Consider the following 14,506-nt stretch of genomic DNA (forward strand, 5'->3'; position numbering starts at 1 on the left):
CGCAACGTGCTGCGCCCGCCCGCCCGGCTTGTCATAGCCGTACCCTCCCGGCACCGCACCGCACCGGCGTCCGCCACTCCACGCCGCCCCCAACCCGCCCCCGCCCGCCCCCGGGATCTGCGCCACTTCCGCCGGGCGGGTTCAGCGTCCGGCGGCCGGGGGCACGGCGGTGTTACAAATGACAGCGTGGTCGATCGTTTCCACTCGTGCTGGGCGCCTTGGTGCGGTCACTGACCGGGAAGAGCCCGCGAAGCGTCGCCGGACAGGTGTTCGTCCTCCAGGTGGCGGTCGTGGTGCTGCTCACCGCCGGTGCGGTCCTGGCCCTGGTCCTGCAGTCGCGCAGCGACGTCGAACGCGAGGCCCGCACCCGCTCGGTGGCCGTCGCGCAGACCTTCGCCCACTCCCTGGGCCTGCGCGAGGCACTCCAGACCCCCGACCCGTCCAAGATCCTCCAGCCGCTGGCCGAGGAGACCCGTAAAGAGGCGGGGGTGGACTTCATCGTGGTGATGGACACCCGCGGCATCCGCTACACCCACCCCCAGCCCGACCGCATCGGTAAACGGTTCGTCGGCACGATCGAGCAGTCCCTGGCCGGCGCCGTGCACACCGAGAGCGTCAAGGGGCCGCTCGGCCAGGAGATCCAGGCCGTCGTCCCGGTCACCGACGACGCCGGCCGGGTGGTGGCGCTGGTGTCGGCCGGTCTCACGGTGGAGAACGTCACCGGTGTCGTCGACCGGCAGCTGCCGGTCATCCTCGCGGTCAGCGCGGCCGGCCTGGCGCTGGCCACCGCCGGCACCGCGCTGATCACCACCCGGCTGCGGCGGCAGACCCGCGGGCTGGGGCCGGTGGAGATGACCCGCATGTACGAGCACCACGACGCGGTCCTGCACGCCGTCCGTGAGGGCGTGCTGATCACCGGCGGCAACGGCCGGCTGCTGCTCGCCAACGACGAGGCCAGACGGCTGCTGGGGCTGCCGGCCGACGCGGAGGGACGGCCCGTCCGGCAGCTGCCCGGCCTCGACCGGCCCTGGGCGGAACTGCTGCGCTCCGGCCGGGTGGCCACCGACGAGGTGCTCCCCGCCGGGGACCGGCTGCTGGTGGTCAACCAGCGGCCGACCCGGCCCCACGGCCAGCCCGAGGGGACCGTGGTCACCATCCGCGACTCCACCGAGATGCGCGTCCTGACCAGCCGGGCCGAAGCCGCCCGCAGACGGCTGAAACTGCTCTACGACGCCGGAGTGGGCATCGGCACCACCTTGGACGTGGTGCGCACGGCCGAGGAACTGGCCGATGTCGCTGCCCCCCGGTTCGCCGACTTCGTCACCGTCGATCTGGCGGATGCGGTCCTGGCCGGCGACGAGCCCACCACCGCCGCCGCCGGCACCGACATGCGCCGCACCGCGGTCAGCGGCATCCGCGACGACCAGCCCCTCTACCCGCGCGGCAGACTGATCGACTTCCTGCCCTCCACCCCCCAGGCCCGCGGCTTCGGCAGCGGCCGGGCCGAACTGGTGCCCGGCCTGGCCGATGCACCGGGCTGGATCGCCCAGGACCCGGCCCGCGCGCAGCGCATCCTCGACTACGGCATCCACTCCCTGATCACCGCTCCCCTCAAAGCCCGCGGCGTCGTCCTGGGCGTGGTCAACTTCTGGCGCTCACAAAAACCGGAACCCTTCGACGACGACGACCTGTCCCTGGCCGAGGAACTGGCCGCCCGCGCCGCGGTCAGCATCGACAACGCCCGCCGCTACACCCGCGAGCACAACGTGGCCGTCACCCTCCAGCGCAGCCTGCTGCCCCGCGCCCTGCCCCAGCACAGCGCCGTTGACGTTGCGCACTACTACCAGCCCGCCCAGCTGGGGGTGGGCGGCGACTGGTTCGACGTGATCCCCCTGCCGGGCAGCCGCGTCGCGCTCGTCGTCGGCGACGTCGTCGGCCACGGCCTGCACGCCGCCGCCACCATGGGCCGGCTGCGCACCGCGGTCCACAACTTCTCCACCCTCGACCCGCCGCCCGACGAACTCCTGGCCCGCCTGGACGACCTCATCCAGCGCATCGACCAGAACGGCGACAGCCACCACACCGGCGACGGCATGCTCGGCGCCACCTGCCTCTACGCCGTCTACGACCCGGTCTCCCAGCGCTGCACCCTCTCCCGCGCCGGCCACTTCCCGCCGATGGTGGTATGCCCCGACGGCACGGTCGACATCCCCGACATCCCGGCCGGACCACCCCTGGGGCTGGGCGGCATGCCGTTCGAGACCGCGGAGATCCAGCTGAGCGAAGGCAGCCAGCTGGTGTTCTACACCGACGGCCTGATCGAGGACCGCACCCGCGGCATCGACGAGGGACTTTCGCTGCTGCGCCAGGCGCTGAGCCACCCCGACCGGTCTCCCGAGGACAGCTGCCGCGCCATCCTTCAGGTCCTGCTGCCGGCCCGCCCCCGCGATGACGTGGCCCTGCTCATCGCGCGGACCCGGGCCCTGGGCGCCGATCACGTCGCGCAGTGGCAGGTGCCGTTCGAGCCGAGCGCGGTCGGCGCCATGCGCGCCGTCGTCGTCCACAAACTCGACGAATGGGACCTGGCGCCGCTCGCCTTCGGCGCGGAACTGGTGCTGAGCGAACTGATCACCAACGCCATCCGCCACGGCTCACCGCCGGTGGCGGTACGGCTGCTGCGCGACCGCACCCTGACCCTGGAGGTGTCCGACGCCAGCAGCACCGCACCCCACCTGCGCTACGCCGCCGCCACCGACGAGGGAGGACGCGGACTTTTCCTGGTGGCACAGATCAGCCACCGGTGGGGTACGCGATACACCCCGGAAGGCAAGGTCATCTGGGCCGAACTGCCCCTGCCGGACCCCCCGCACCCCCCGGGCGACGCACCCACCCAGCCCTGACGGCACCCAGCCACCCGGGCATGCCGGCGGCGGCCCCCCCGGTGCTCTGCGCCGGCGGCACCGGGCGCGGCGGGGAGGGGGCGCCTCACTGCCCCGGCCCGGTCCCCGCGCCCGGCCCGTGCGGGCGCGCCATTTCCGGTGAGGCCGGACAGCCCCTGCGTGCCGTGCCCCCAGCGCCACGCGCCGGTCGGTCAGGGCCCGCAGCGGGGCGAGCAGGTCCGCCGCCACGCCCTGTTCCCGGCTCACCCGGCCGGTCGGGCCCACGGCCTGCTGGTTTCGCCGAGGCCGCGGACGTTCCGTTTCGTAGCGGCCGGCCTCGATGCCGCGCGCGAATGCGGGCGCCAGGTGGCCGGTCATCGCGTGCATTGCACGGCCCCAGCAGTGCGGCGAACTCCCCTGGCGCGGCGCATCCCGGCCAGGGCGTAGGCGTGCAGCATGCCGGCGACCGGCCCGTACATCCCGGCCGGCAGAGCCAGATCGTTCAGCGGGTCGTAGCCGAGCGCCCCGAGGAGACCGGGCAGTTCGCGTCAGGGCAGTTCCCTGGAATCCAGGACGGAAACGGTCGTGGCCATCGGTCCGCGCAGGCCCCGCACAAGGCCCTGCGCACTCCGCAGGAAGCCCAGCGGCGCGCAGGCCCCGGGCGCGTGGGCCGAGCCCCGGGGGCGGCGCAGGGCGAGGCCAGGGCGCGGCGCACGGCGCAGCGGGGGCACGGCGCCCTATGCTGCTCGCGTCCGCTGTGCCGAGGGCGCCCCGAAGCCTGCGTGTGCGTTGCGCCGCGGACCGGGAGGAGGCCGGCGGCGCCGTCCGTCACCCGGCCGCACGGTATCTGGCTGTGATCGAGGAGGAACGTGCAGTGGAGCTCGACGAAGTCAAGGCCGAGGCGGCCCGCCTTTCCCGCTGGGCTCATCTCGCCACGGTCGGTGCCGGCAACAAGCCCCACGTCGTCCCGGTCCAGCCGGCCTGGGAGGGCGAGACCCTGTGGTTCTCCACCAGTGCGGGCAGCGTGAAGGCACGCCACATCGCCGTGAATCCGGCAGTCGCGATGCACTGGCAGGTGGATGAGAGCGGCGACGGTGTGATGCTCTGGGGGACGGCGACGGTCCACACCGACCTCGACACCAAGCGCCGCCTGTGGACCGGTCTGTTCGACTACGACCTGGACGACTTCATGCCCGGCGGCCCGGACTCCCCGGACGCGGCCTTTGTGGCCGTCGTCCCGGAACGGGCGCTGGCCCTCAAGCAGTTCGGCATGGCAGGCCGCGACACCTGGCGCCGCACCTGACCTCCCCGCCGCCGCGGCCGGCACCGTCCGCGCCGGCGCCGGGGGGAGCGGGGGATCGGGGGAGCCGGCCCGACGCCAGGCTCGACGGCCCGCGCCGGAGGCGGCGGCAGCGGTCAGCCGCTGACGGCCCGCCAGGACTTGAGCCGGGGGATTCCATGCTGGTTCAAGGAAGTCCTGGAAGGCGGTCGGCGGTCTGGGTGAGGGGGCTTCGCCGGTTGACGCCAGGCCGCTGAGTCGCTCGACATCCACGGCGATGGTCGTGAAGACGTGTTGCAGGTGGGCTGTCGGCTGGCCCCGGTAGCGGCAGCGGCGCATGCCGTGTCCATGGGCGAACTCGTTGACGGTGCCCCCCACTTCGCAGCGGACCGCATACCGGGCCTGCCCATCGGACGTCTGCTGCTCGGCGCGGACACGGACTTGCAGGCCGCGAAGCGGTTGCCGGTGCCGGTGTCGTGCAGCAGGATGCGGGGATGCGTTTCTCGGTCAACATCCCGAACTTCGGTGACTTCGCCGATCCCAGGACCGTGGCGAAGGTGGCCGTGGCGGTGGAACAGGCAGGGTGGGACGGGCTGTTCGTCTGGGATCACGTGCTGCATCGCAAGCACCAGGGCAGGCCCTTCGGGGACCCCTGGATGCTGCTGACCGCCGCCGCGCTGGCGACCTCCCGGATCCGGCTGGGCACGCTGGTCACCCCGGTCGCCCGGCGGCGCCCGCAGCAGCTCGCCCGCCAGGTGGCGACCCTGGATGCCGTGAGCGGCGGCCGGGTCACCTTCGCCGCGGGGCTGGGCGGGCCCGTCGAGGACGAGTACGCGAGTTTCGGTGACACCACGGACCCGAAGGTGCTGGCCGAACGGCTCGACGAGGGCCTGGACCTGCTGCAGCGTTACTGGTCGGGCGAGCCGGTGAACCACGACGGACGGCACTACCAGGCACGGGAGGTGACGTTGCTGCCCGCCACCGTGCAACGCCCCCGCCCGCCCGTCTGGGTCGCCGGCTTCTGGCCGAACCGCCCGCCCATGCGCCGGGCCGCCCGCTGGGACGGCGCGGTCCCCCTGTTCACCGACGCCAGGCACGGCCACGTGCCGCCGGTCGGTCAGGTCCGCGACCTGGTCGCATACGTGCGCAAGCAGCGCGAGGACCACTGCGGCACTCCCTTCGAGATCGTCCTCGGCGGTGCCACGCCGGGCGGCGACACCGCCAAGACCCGTGATCTGATCGGCCCGTTGGCTGAGGCGGGAGCCACCTGGTGGGACGAGCGGCAGATCCAGACCAGCGAAGCTCTCGACCGGCTCACACCGGTGCTGCGCCGCATCGAGCACGGCCCGCCGGTCGTGTAGTGCGTTGCTGTCCGTGAGTGACTGTCTTCCTCGCCACAGGGATCGGGTGGCCTTACCAGGGCGCGCAGCCACGGTCTGCAGCGACGCCGGCGGTCCCCGGGCGCCCCCGGGCGAGGGACTGAGAGCGGGGTGGCCATCGCCCGGATTCGAACCGGGGTTTGCGCATCGGGGCGAACCCGAGTGCGGTGTCTTGGACCACTGGACGACGTATGGCAGGCGAAGCGTATCCCCCCGGCGACTCGCGCTGCCCCCGCTTTCAAAGGTCGCGGACCTCAGCGGGCCGCTACTGCACACCCGCACCCCACACGGGTGGTAACGACTGTTACCATACGGGTATGGCGAAGACACAGCTGGGTGCACGAGTCGATCAGGACGTGGCGGAACTCGCGAAGAAGCGCGCTGCGGACCTCGGGCTGAGTGTCGGGGACTACCTCGCCCGCCTCGTGCAGGACGACGCCAGCGGTATGCGTGCCCGCGCGGTGGACGCGGCCGCCCGCTTCCTGGCCGAGCACCAGGACGTCTTCGACGAGGCGGAGGACGCCCAGCAGAACCCTCGGGGAGCGCGCGCCGCCTGATGGAGCTGCACATCGACGTCCCCTGGATCCTGCAGGCCGCCGAAGCGGCCGGCGCCAACGATCCCGCCCCGGACGACTACGGCGTCCCGGTCGCCGCTGTCGCGCGTCACCGGGCCGAGCTGTTCGAACAGCCCGTCTACGACGGCCCCTACGCCAAGGCGGCCGCCCTCGTACACACCCTGGGCCGGTGCCGCTGGCTGGAGCGCTCCAACCTCGCCGTCGCCGCCGCCACCGGCGTCATGTACCTCGAAGCCGCCGGCATCCCCGTCAAACCCACCCGCGACGACGCCATCGCACTGCGAGACCTGCTCCTCGACCCCGCCTGCACCGCCGCGAAAATCGCCGCACTGCTGCGGACCTGGCCCACCGCCACCTGACGCTCGCAGGCACGGCGCCGCTGCCAGGGCTGCGCCGGTCGCGGTACCGGTCGTGCAGGGCCCCGTGAGCGTTCGCCTGTACTGACGCCGCCTGGTCGCATACCGAGGCGCTGGGCGCTCCTCAGGAGCGTCGGTCGGACGCGGCGCGGAAGTCTCGGGTGATCCGCGCTGCTTCATGCAGATCCTGGATGTCGATCAGACTCACCATGCCGGAGGTGTAGGCGTCGGTCCATCCGCAGATCGCGGCTTCGCCGGTGGGTATGTCGACGTGGCCGCAGCCCAGGCGCCCCGGCAGGGGGCCGGCGTCGAAGAACGCGGTGTCACGGGCCTTGGCACCGGCGAAGAAGTTGCGGAACTCCTGGGCGAAGGAGTCGCGCTTCTTCTCCGCAGCCAGCTCCGGGTCCTGCTCGACCGTGTTGATGGACAGGACGGCTGTCAGCTCCTGCGTGTCCGTGCCGTAGTACCACCACTGGCGGCCGGAACCCCGCTTCTTGTTGCTGCGCTCCTGCACTGCTGCGTAGACCGCCGCGTCTTCGCCGGTCAGGAGTTGGTGGTGCCCCAGCTGATTCGGCGGCTGGATGACCCGGCGTGGGACCTCGTCCGAAGCAACAGCCTCGTCGGCCCCCGCCTGGGCGGCCCGCGGCTCGGGGTTGTAGACGGAGATGGCCTTGACGAATCCCGCGGCAGCGATGACCGCCAGCACGCTCCACACGATTCTTTGACGTCTGGCGCGCAGAGCAGGCAACGAAATCCCCGGCACAGACGAGCCGGGTGGGTCGACACGACGCCAGGAGCGCGTCATACGCCAGACCAGGGCCATGACAGCACCCGCGACGACAAAAGCGCCCAGCGACTGCCCGGCCGCGTAGCTGGTGGAGGTGGTGTCCAACGACAGGGTGATCATCGCAGGATCGTAGACGTGCTGGTGTTCGACGTTTCTTGCCGGGCCCCGCGCGGCGGACGTCGGGCCTCATGCCCCGCTGATCACCGCCGACGGCGACACCGTCAAGGCAGCACCCGCTTGGTCAGCTGCTGCAACAGCCCGCGCTCGCCGGTCAGCTGCAGGCCCTCGCGGCGGGCCCGGTCGACCAGCATCGCGACGAGCTGTTCGTCCGACGCGGCCGACGGCATCACACCGGACAAGGCACCGCCACACCCCGCGTGGGGGCCGTGACCACCACCGCGTCACCACCGTCCACCACGTCCTCGACGACCAGCGCCGATAGCCCGGAAAACACCGTCCTGATAAGGGAGTTGACATCCATCACAAGATCATGATTACGGATGGCTACTCGGCGTCATCACCGACTACGGGCCAGACCCGAACGCTTTACAGTCCCCCGGGGCACGGACGCCGGGGGCGGGCCTTCAGCGCCTTCGGCCACGCCTCGCCGTCACCATTCGGCGACGGAGCCGTCCCGGCGGCGCCAGATCGGGTTGCGCCAGCGGTGGCCCGTTTCGGCGGCGCGTTCGACGGCCTTCTCGTCGACGTGGATGCCGAGACCGGGTTCCGTGAGGAGCTCCACGTGTCCGTCCTTGTAGCGGAACACGGACGGGTCCACCAGGTAGTCGAGAAGGTCGGAGCCGGTGTTGTAGTGGATGCCCAGACTCTGTTCCTGGATGAGCAGGTTCGGGGTCGCGAACCCGACTTGCAGGCACGAGGCGAGCGCGATCGGGCCGAGGGGGCAGTGCGGGGCGAGCGCGGTGTCGTACGCCTCGGCCATCGCCGCGATGCGGCGTACCTCGGAGATGCCGCCGGCGTGCGACAGGTCCGGCTGGGCGATGGCGATGCCCTGACCGAGGACCTGCTTGAAGTCCCAGCGCGAGTAGAGGCGTTCGCCCGTCGCGATGGGGATGCTGGTCGAGCGGACGATCTCCCCGATGTGGTCGCTCAGCTCCGGGACGACGGGCTCCTCGACGAAGAACGGGAGGTACGGCTCGAGCAGGGGCAGGACGCGGCGGGCCATCGGGAGCGTCAGCCGGCCGTGGAAGTCGACGGCGATGTCGAAGTCCTCGCCGACGGCTTCGCGTACGCGGGCGACGCGGTCCACGATGCCGCGCACGGCCTTGGGCGTGTCGACGAACTCCAGCTGGGGCGACGCGTTCATCTTGATCGCGGTGAACCCCTCGGCCTTTCGGGCCAGGGCCTGCTCGGCGACGTCGGCAGGGCGGTCGCCGCCGATCCAGCTGTACACACGCGCGCGGTCGCGGACGTTGCCGCCCAGCAGCTGCCACACCGGGACGCCGAGCGCCTTGCCCTTGATGTCCCACAGCGCTTGGTCGATGCCGGCCACGGCGCTGGAGAGGATCGGGCCGCCGCGGTAGAAGCCGCCCTTGGTGAGCACCTGCCAGTGGTCCTCGATCCGCAGCGGGTCCTGGCCGATCAGGTAGTCGCTCAGCTCGTCGACGGCGGCGGCGACCGTGTGCGCGCGGCCCTCGATCACCGGCTCGCCCCAGCCGGTGACGCCCTCGTCGGTGTCGATGCGCAGGAAGCACCAGCGGGGCGCGACGAGGTAGGTGCGCAGGGATGTGATCTTCACTTGGACTCCTTCTTGACGGACCAGCCGCCGTCGACGACGAGGTCGGCGCCGGTGATGTACGAGGCGTCGGCGGAGGCCAGAAAGGCCACCGCGGACGCGACCTCGTCGGCCGTGCCGAGCCTGCCGAGCGCGGTGGCGCGGGCGGACAGCTCCTGGTCCGCCTCGCTCACCTCGTCCCACACGTCGGTGAGGATGGGCCCGGGCAGCACGGAGTTGAACCGGATGTCCGGCCCGTACTCGACCGCGAGCTGACGGATCAGCGCGCAGATGCCGCCCTTGGAGGCCGCGTACGCGGGGTGGCCGGGCAGACCGAAGTGGGCGTGCACGCTGGAGGTGGCGACGAAGCAGCCCTTCGTGGCGCGCAGGTCGTCCACGAACGTGCGGGCACCGAGGTAGAGCGCCTTGAGGTTGACCGCGATCTCCCTGTCCCAGCCGTCGAGGGTCAGCTCGTGCGCCGCGGCGGAGATGTGGGTGAAGGCGTTGTTGTGCACGACGTCGGCCGGTCCCGCGATCTCCTGCGTGCGGTCGTGGAGCCGCTGCCAGCCCTCCTGGGACGAGACGTCGCAGTGGACGTAGGCGGCGCGGCCGCCGTCGGCGAGGATGTTCTTGACGACGGCCTCGCCGGCCGCGTCGGCGATGTCGGCGAGGACGACGGTCGCGCCCTCGGCGGCCAGCCGCAGCGCGGTGGCGGCGCCGATGCCGCAGGCGGCACCGGTGATCACCGCGGTCTTTCCGGTGAAGCGTTGCATGGGTGGTTCCTGTCCGTTTTCGGATCGAGGCCGGCGTCGCGCAGAGCGGTCGGGGCCGACCGGGGCGCGGCGACGTTTCAGCGGATGACGTCGTCGCCGGTGAGCAGGGGCAGTTCGTCCCGTCGCGGCAGGCCTTCGAAGTCGCCCTGGACGGAGACGGCGAAGGAGCCGCACGTCGCGGCCGTGCGCAGCCGTTCGGCGGGCGACGCGCCGTCGAGGTGCGCCGCGAGGTATCCGGCGACGAACGCGTCGCCGGCGCCGATGGGGTCGACGACCGTGACCGGCACCGGCGGCTGGGTCAGCACGGTGCCGTCGACGACGGCCAGCGCCCCCTCGGCGCCGAGCTTGACGACCGCCTGCCGCGGGCCGAGCGCCCGCAGCGCTTGCGCGGTCTGTTCCGGGGGCGTGTCGCCGACGAGGAGTCGCGCCTCCTCGGGCCCGGCGAAGACGAGGTCGGCCTGCCGGACGAGGAAGCCCAGTTCGGCGGCCGCGTCGTCCTCGGACCACAGCAGCGACCGGTAGTTGACGTCGAGGGAGACGGTGACCCCGGCCCTGCGGGCGATGGTGACGGCGTGGCGCACGGCGTCACGTGCGCTGCTCCCGAGGGCGGGAGTGATTCCGGTGATGTGCAACAGCCGGGCCGCGGCGACGAGTTCCTCGTCGACATCCTCGGGCGCGAGGCGGGAGCCGGCGAGGCCCCGGCGGTAGTAGGCGGAGCGGATGCGGTCGGCGGTCCGGCGTTCGCGGAGCATCAGCCCGGTGGTAACGGCGGGTTCGGCGCGGACGCAGGAGACGTCGACGCCTTCCGCCCGCAGCCCGCCGACGATCATCGTGCCGGCGGCGTCCGCGCCGACCCGGCCGATCCACGCTGCCAGGTGGCCGAGCCGGCGGACGCCGATCGCGACGGTCGCCTCGGCACCGGCGAATGACAGCCTGGCGTGCTTCCCCGGCGCGAGCGGTCCGGGCTCGTCCGTCGCGACCACGGCCATCGCCTCGCCCAGGGTCACCAGGCCGGTCACCGGGGCACTCCGGCCACGAGGTCGACGAGCCGGGCCGTGCGGTCGGCCAGGGCGCGGAGGTCGCCGCCTTCGCAGGCGTCGCCGACGAGGGGGCTGCCCATGCCGAGAGCGACGGCGCCCGCCCGGAGGTAGTCGGCGGCGTCCTCCAGCCGGATGCCGCCGGTGGGCACGAGCGGCACGTCGGGCAGGGGGGCGCGGACGGCGCGCACGTACTCGGGGCCGCCGACGCATGCGGGGAACAGCTTGACCATGGTCGCGCCCGCCTGCCAGGCGGTGAGGACCTCCGTCGGCGTCAGGGCGCCCGGCAGCACCGGAACGCCGAGCCGGCGCGCCTCGGCGATGACCTCGGGCGAGGTGGCCGGGGTGATCAGGTACTGCGCGCCGGCCGCCACCGCGGCCTCGGCCTCGCCCGGGGTGGTGACGGTGCCGGCGCCCAGCGCGAGCCCCTCGGGCAGGCTCTGCGCGTACTCGCGCAGGGCATCCAGCACGCCGGGGGTGGTGAGCGTGAACTCGACGGCGCGGACGCCGGCCTGGCGCAGGGTGTCGGCAACCTCGGGGAACCGGTCGGCGGAGCAGGAGCGCAGGATCGCCACGATCGGGACGGCGGCGAGGGCGGACGAGAGGGTGGTCATGCCGTCTCCTGGGGGACGAGGTCGTCGAAGGGCACGGTCGGCAGGCCGGCGATGCCCGGCCGGCAGACGAACAGCCGCCCGGCGTGCTGCTCCTCGTGCAGCTGCTGCTCGGACAGTTCTTCGGTCGCCGTGGTGATCACGAGGGTGTCGAGGGTGGGGCCGGCGAAGGCGACGCTGGACACGTGCGAGGCGCCCACGTCCACGACGGTGTGGCAGACGCCGTCGGGAGCGAAGGCGCGTACCTGGCCCGCGCCCCAGACCGCGACCCAGACGTTGCCTTCGCGGTCCACGGTCAGGCCGTCGGGCACTCCGCCGTCGATGGCGGCGAAGGGCCGGCGGCCGCTGGGCGTGCCGGTGGCGAGGTCGTAGTCGAACACGTCGACGCGGCCGGTCGGACTGTCGGCGTAGTACATCAGGGCGCCGTCGGGGCTCCAGCCCAGTCCGTTGGAGATCGTCACGGAGTCGAGCAGCACCCGCAGCCCGTCCGGCCCGAGCCGGTAGAGGGAGCCGGCGCCCGGAGTCGTGTCGTACGCCATGGTGCCGGCGAGCAGGCGTCCTCGCGGGTCGCACGCGGCGTCGTTGAGCCGCCGCCGCACGCCATCGAGGGGGAGGGGCAGGGCGGCCAGCTGCTCAGGGCAGCCGTCGTCGGTGATCTTGACGAGGGACGTGGACACCGCGGCGATCAGGGCCCCGCTGCGGGTCGGCTGGACGGCGCCGACCTGGCCGCCGGGGGCGAGTGCGGTGCGGGGCAGTACGTCGGGCAGGCCGCTGCCGTCAGCGCGCGGGACCAGGCTGCCGCGGTGGATGAGGCCGGCGGTGATGTCGACCCAGAGAAGTTCCTGCAGGTCGTGGTCCCACACCGGGCCTTCGCAGAGCCTGCCGGGGTCCGGGCTGCAGGGACGGGCCCTCAAGTGGCGCATATGAAGTCTCCTTGGTTCCCGCGTAACGCTAACCATTCGTCTAACCCTTGTAAATACTCGGTGGCGATTCTTCCAAGGGTCGGAATAAGATCGCGTCACCCGGCCCGACACGGCGAAGGACGGAACACGTGGCCCACCGCACCTCGCAGGACATCAGGTGCCTCAACCGGTTCGAGGTGATGCGCCGCTTCTACGCGGACGCCGAGGGCCGGACCCGGCAGGAGCTGGCGGCCGCGACCGGGCTCTCCTTCGCCACGGTCGCCAACCTCACCGCCGAGCTCATCGACGCCGGCGTGCTCGTGGAGTCGGGCAGGCTGGACTCCGGCGGCGGACGCCCGCGGGCCCTGCTCGCCGTGAACGCCGAGCGCGGCGCGCTGATCGGCGTCGACGTGGCGGAGACCTCCGTGCGCACCGAGCTGTTCGACCTCGCCCTGCGCGAACTGCACGCCGAGGAGCGGCCGCTGCCGGCCCGCGACGTCGAGCCGGGCGATGTCGTGGCGCGGATCGAGGAGAGCGTCGCCGCGGTCCTCGAGGCGACCGGCACCCCGCAGCGGCAGGTCCTCGGCGCCGGCGTGAGCGTGCCCGGTCTGGTCGAGCGGGAAGGCGGCGTCTCCACGTACTCGCCGTACTGGTCGTGGCGCGAGGTGCCGATGCGCTCCCTGCTCGCCGAGCGCGTCGACATGCCCCTCCACCTGGACAACCCGCTCAAGGCGAGCACGCTCGCCGAGATGTGGTTCGGCGAGGGGCGCGACGTGGACGACCTCGTTGTGGTCACCCTGCGGGCCGGCGTCGGCGCCGGCTTCGCCATCGGAGGCACGCTGTACCGGGGCGCCACCAACAGCGCCGGCGAATGGGGGCACACCTGCCTGGAGCTCGACGGCCGGGCCTGCCGGTGCGGCAGCCGCGGCTGCGTCGAGGCGTACGTCGGCACCCGCGGCATCCTCGAGACCCTGCGGACCGTGGCACCCGCCGACCCGCTGCTGCGCGCGTCCGACGGCCCCGAGGCCCTGCGCGCCCTCGCACTGCGCGCGGCGCAGGACGATCCCGTCGCGACCGAAGTGATCGCGCGCACCGGCCGCTACCTCGGGGCCGCCGTGGGAAGCCTCGTGAACGTCTTCAACCCCCAAGTGATCGTCCTCGGCAACCAGGTCGTGGAGGGCCTGGGCGACCGGCTGCTCACCGAGACCCGCGCCGCGCTCGCCGACCACGCCCTGGCCCAGCCCCTGCGTGCCCTCGACCTGCGCCGCAGCGCCCTGTCGCACAACGCGGTGACGCGCGGCGCGGCGGCCTCGGCGCTGGAGGGGTTCCTCGGGGACCGCGAGCTGTTCGGTCCGGTCAGCCGTGTCAGGGGCGCCCGCAGCCGCGCGAAGTGAACCTTGCGCCAATCTGTTCAGTTCTGAGGGAATCTGGGGTACTGTTTACGTAAACATCCCAGAAGTGATCGTTCTCCCACTCTCCTGGGAGATCGCCTCCCGGTCGAAGCAGCCGGATCCTCGACCGCCGCCCCGTCCCTCTGGCCCCCTCAGAGGTAGCCATGTACCTGAGCATCAGCGCCCCCCGCCCCACATCGCCCCCCGCCCCGACCCGCGATGCGCACGCTGCGCTGCTGGCCGTGCCGGCCGAGGCGGCCCAGGTCTGCCGGGCGCGCCATTTCGCGACCGCCGTGCTGCGCACATGGGGGCTGGAGCAGGAAGCGTGCGAGACCGCCGAACTCGTCGTGGCCGAACTCGCCGCGAATGCCGTCCAGTACGGAGGAGGGGAACTCACCCTGCGCCTCTCGCTCGCCCAGGAGGCGGGAAACCTCTACGTCGCCGTGCGGGACTCGGGCCACATCCCGCAGCCCAGGCCCGGACGCGACTGCGACCCCTGCGAACGCGGCCGCGGCATGGAGATCGTCAAGTACGTGACGCAGTGGGTGCACGTCGAGGAGCACTCCGGCGGGCGGTGCGTCAAAGCCTGCATCCGGGTGCCGAGGACGCAGCCGCGCACCCTCCCGGACCGCGCGGCCGTCACGGTCGCCGAACCCGAGCGGATCGTCGCCGCATAGCCGTTTCCCGGCCGATCCATCGGCCGGGAAACCGCTGTCGGAACTCCACGAGCCCGGGGGGGGGGGGGGGGGGGGGGGGGGGGGGGGGGGGGGGGGGGGGGGGGGGGGGGGGGGGGGGGGGGGGGGGG

The 14,506-nt window shown here is 72.8% G+C and carries 14 protein-coding genes, 1 tRNA gene and 2 pseudogenes; 7 read left to right on the forward strand and 10 right to left on the reverse strand.

Annotation, left to right across the window (positions count from 1 at the left end; translation table 11 throughout):
• Window positions 1-206: 206 nt before the first annotated feature.
• Window positions 207-2,900, forward strand: a complete 2,694-nt coding sequence (locus ACWV17_RS27775) for a SpoIIE family protein phosphatase (protein WP_455361830.1) — start codon at window positions 207-209, stop codon at window positions 2,898-2,900.
• A gap of 853 nt (window positions 2,901-3,753) precedes the next feature.
• Entirely contained in the window at window positions 3,754-4,182 is a 429-nt protein-coding gene (locus ACWV17_RS27780; protein ID WP_455361831.1) for a pyridoxamine 5'-phosphate oxidase family protein, read from the forward strand.
• A 291-nt stretch (window positions 4,183-4,473) separates the two neighbouring features.
• On the opposite strand, the pseudogene ACWV17_RS27785 reads toward ACWV17_RS27780, so the two are convergent.
• A pseudogene (locus tag ACWV17_RS27785) lies at window positions 4,474-4,605 on the reverse strand (transposase); the annotation flags it as partial.
• A 47-nt stretch (window positions 4,606-4,652) separates the two neighbouring features.
• Here ACWV17_RS27785 and ACWV17_RS27790 point away from each other — a divergent pair.
• Window positions 4,653-5,519, forward strand: a complete 867-nt coding sequence (locus ACWV17_RS27790) for an LLM class flavin-dependent oxidoreductase (protein WP_455361832.1) — start codon at window positions 4,653-4,655, stop codon at window positions 5,517-5,519.
• Between the two features lie 131 nt (window positions 5,520-5,650).
• Here the strand turns inward: ACWV17_RS27790 and ACWV17_RS27795 are convergent.
• Window positions 5,651-5,733: transfer RNA gene (locus ACWV17_RS27795), tRNA-OTHER, on the reverse strand.
• A gap of 121 nt (window positions 5,734-5,854) precedes the next feature.
• On the opposite strand from ACWV17_RS27795, the gene ACWV17_RS27800 reads away from it, so the two are divergent.
• Both ACWV17_RS27800 and ACWV17_RS27805 read left to right on the forward strand, forming a co-directional pair.
• Window positions 5,855-6,094 carry a hypothetical protein gene (locus ACWV17_RS27800; protein WP_455361833.1) on the forward strand — a complete coding sequence of 80 codons (240 nt, stop codon included), beginning with the start codon at window positions 5,855-5,857 and terminating at the stop codon, window positions 6,092-6,094.
• Entirely contained in the window at window positions 6,094-6,471 is a 378-nt protein-coding gene (locus ACWV17_RS27805) for a fic family toxin-antitoxin system, toxin component (protein ID WP_455361834.1), read from the forward strand. The genes ACWV17_RS27800 and ACWV17_RS27805 overlap by 1 nt, the downstream gene beginning before the upstream one ends.
• Window positions 6,472-6,592: 121 nt before the next feature.
• Here the strand turns inward: ACWV17_RS27805 and ACWV17_RS27810 are convergent, their stop codons facing one another.
• The 8 genes and pseudogenes from ACWV17_RS27810 to ACWV17_RS27845 form a co-directional block, all read right to left on the reverse strand.
• The gene (locus ACWV17_RS27810; RefSeq protein ID WP_455361835.1) at window positions 6,593-7,375 is read right to left on the reverse strand and encodes a hypothetical protein; all 783 of its coding nucleotides are present in this window, start codon (window positions 7,373-7,375) and stop codon (window positions 6,593-6,595) included.
• A gap of 107 nt (window positions 7,376-7,482) precedes the next feature.
• A pseudogene (locus tag ACWV17_RS27815) lies at window positions 7,483-7,602 on the reverse strand (transposase); the annotation flags it as partial.
• Window positions 7,602-7,736, reverse strand: coding sequence for a hypothetical protein (locus tag ACWV17_RS27820; RefSeq protein ID WP_455361846.1), 135 nt, complete (start codon window positions 7,734-7,736; stop codon window positions 7,602-7,604). The gene ACWV17_RS27820 and the pseudogene ACWV17_RS27815, both read right to left, overlap by 1 nt.
• A 129-nt stretch (window positions 7,737-7,865) precedes the next feature.
• Window positions 7,866-9,011 carry a galactonate dehydratase gene (gene dgoD / locus ACWV17_RS27825; protein ID WP_455361836.1) on the reverse strand — a complete coding sequence of 382 codons (1,146 nt, stop codon included), beginning with the start codon at window positions 9,009-9,011 and terminating at the stop codon, window positions 7,866-7,868.
• The gene (locus tag ACWV17_RS27830) at window positions 9,008-9,760 is read right to left on the reverse strand and encodes an SDR family NAD(P)-dependent oxidoreductase (RefSeq protein ID WP_455361837.1); all 753 of its coding nucleotides are present in this window, start codon (window positions 9,758-9,760) and stop codon (window positions 9,008-9,010) included. The genes dgoD and ACWV17_RS27830 overlap by 4 nt, the downstream gene beginning before the upstream one ends.
• Window positions 9,761-9,837: 77 nt before the next feature.
• Window positions 9,838-10,779 (reverse strand): sugar kinase, encoded by a 942-nt coding sequence (locus tag ACWV17_RS27835; protein WP_455361838.1) that lies wholly within the window; start codon window positions 10,777-10,779, stop codon window positions 9,838-9,840.
• Complete coding sequence (locus ACWV17_RS27840; RefSeq protein WP_455361839.1) at window positions 10,776-11,411, reverse strand: bifunctional 4-hydroxy-2-oxoglutarate aldolase/2-dehydro-3-deoxy-phosphogluconate aldolase; 636 nt, start codon at window positions 11,409-11,411, stop codon at window positions 10,776-10,778. The genes ACWV17_RS27835 and ACWV17_RS27840 overlap by 4 nt, the downstream gene beginning before the upstream one ends.
• Window positions 11,408-12,331, reverse strand: coding sequence for an SMP-30/gluconolactonase/LRE family protein (locus ACWV17_RS27845; RefSeq protein WP_455361840.1), 924 nt, complete (start codon window positions 12,329-12,331; stop codon window positions 11,408-11,410). Before ACWV17_RS27845 ends, ACWV17_RS27840 begins: the two co-directional genes overlap by 4 nt.
• Window positions 12,332-12,459: 128 nt before the next feature.
• Here ACWV17_RS27845 and ACWV17_RS27850 point away from each other — a divergent pair, with 128 nt between their 5' ends.
• Window positions 12,460-13,704, forward strand: coding sequence for an ROK family protein (locus tag ACWV17_RS27850; RefSeq protein ID WP_455361841.1), 1,245 nt, complete (start codon window positions 12,460-12,462; stop codon window positions 13,702-13,704).
• 161 nt (window positions 13,705-13,865) lie between these two features.
• Window positions 13,866-14,378: an ATP-binding protein gene (locus ACWV17_RS27855; RefSeq protein ID WP_455361842.1), complete on the forward strand. Its 513-nt coding sequence runs from the start codon at window positions 13,866-13,868 to the stop codon at window positions 14,376-14,378.
• The last annotated feature ends 128 nt before the right edge of the window (window positions 14,379-14,506 follow it).

Source organism: Streptomyces mabaensis (assembly GCF_053763515.1).

Coding starts and splice junctions, on each gene's coding strand:
- ACWV17_RS27805 (WP_455361834.1), top strand. CDS start 6,094: ATGGAGCTGCACATCGACGTCCCCTGGATCCTGCAGGCCGCCGAAGCG.
- ACWV17_RS27830 (WP_455361837.1), bottom strand. CDS start 9,760: ATGCAACGCTTCACCGGAAAGACCGCGGTGATCACCGGTGCCGCCTGC.
- ACWV17_RS27855 (WP_455361842.1), top strand. CDS start 13,866: ATGTACCTGAGCATCAGCGCCCCCCGCCCCACATCGCCCCCCGCCCCG.
- ACWV17_RS27790 (WP_455361832.1), top strand. CDS start 4,653: ATGCGTTTCTCGGTCAACATCCCGAACTTCGGTGACTTCGCCGATCCC.
- ACWV17_RS27800 (WP_455361833.1), top strand. CDS start 5,855: ATGGCGAAGACACAGCTGGGTGCACGAGTCGATCAGGACGTGGCGGAA.
- ACWV17_RS27810 (WP_455361835.1), bottom strand. CDS start 7,375: ATGATCACCCTGTCGTTGGACACCACCTCCACCAGCTACGCGGCCGGG.
- ACWV17_RS27840 (WP_455361839.1), bottom strand. CDS start 11,411: ATGACCACCCTCTCGTCCGCCCTCGCCGCCGTCCCGATCGTGGCGATC.
- ACWV17_RS27845 (WP_455361840.1), bottom strand. CDS start 12,331: ATGCGCCACTTGAGGGCCCGTCCCTGCAGCCCGGACCCCGGCAGGCTC.
- ACWV17_RS27820 (WP_455361846.1), bottom strand. CDS start 7,736: ATGGATGTCAACTCCCTTATCAGGACGGTGTTTTCCGGGCTATCGGCG.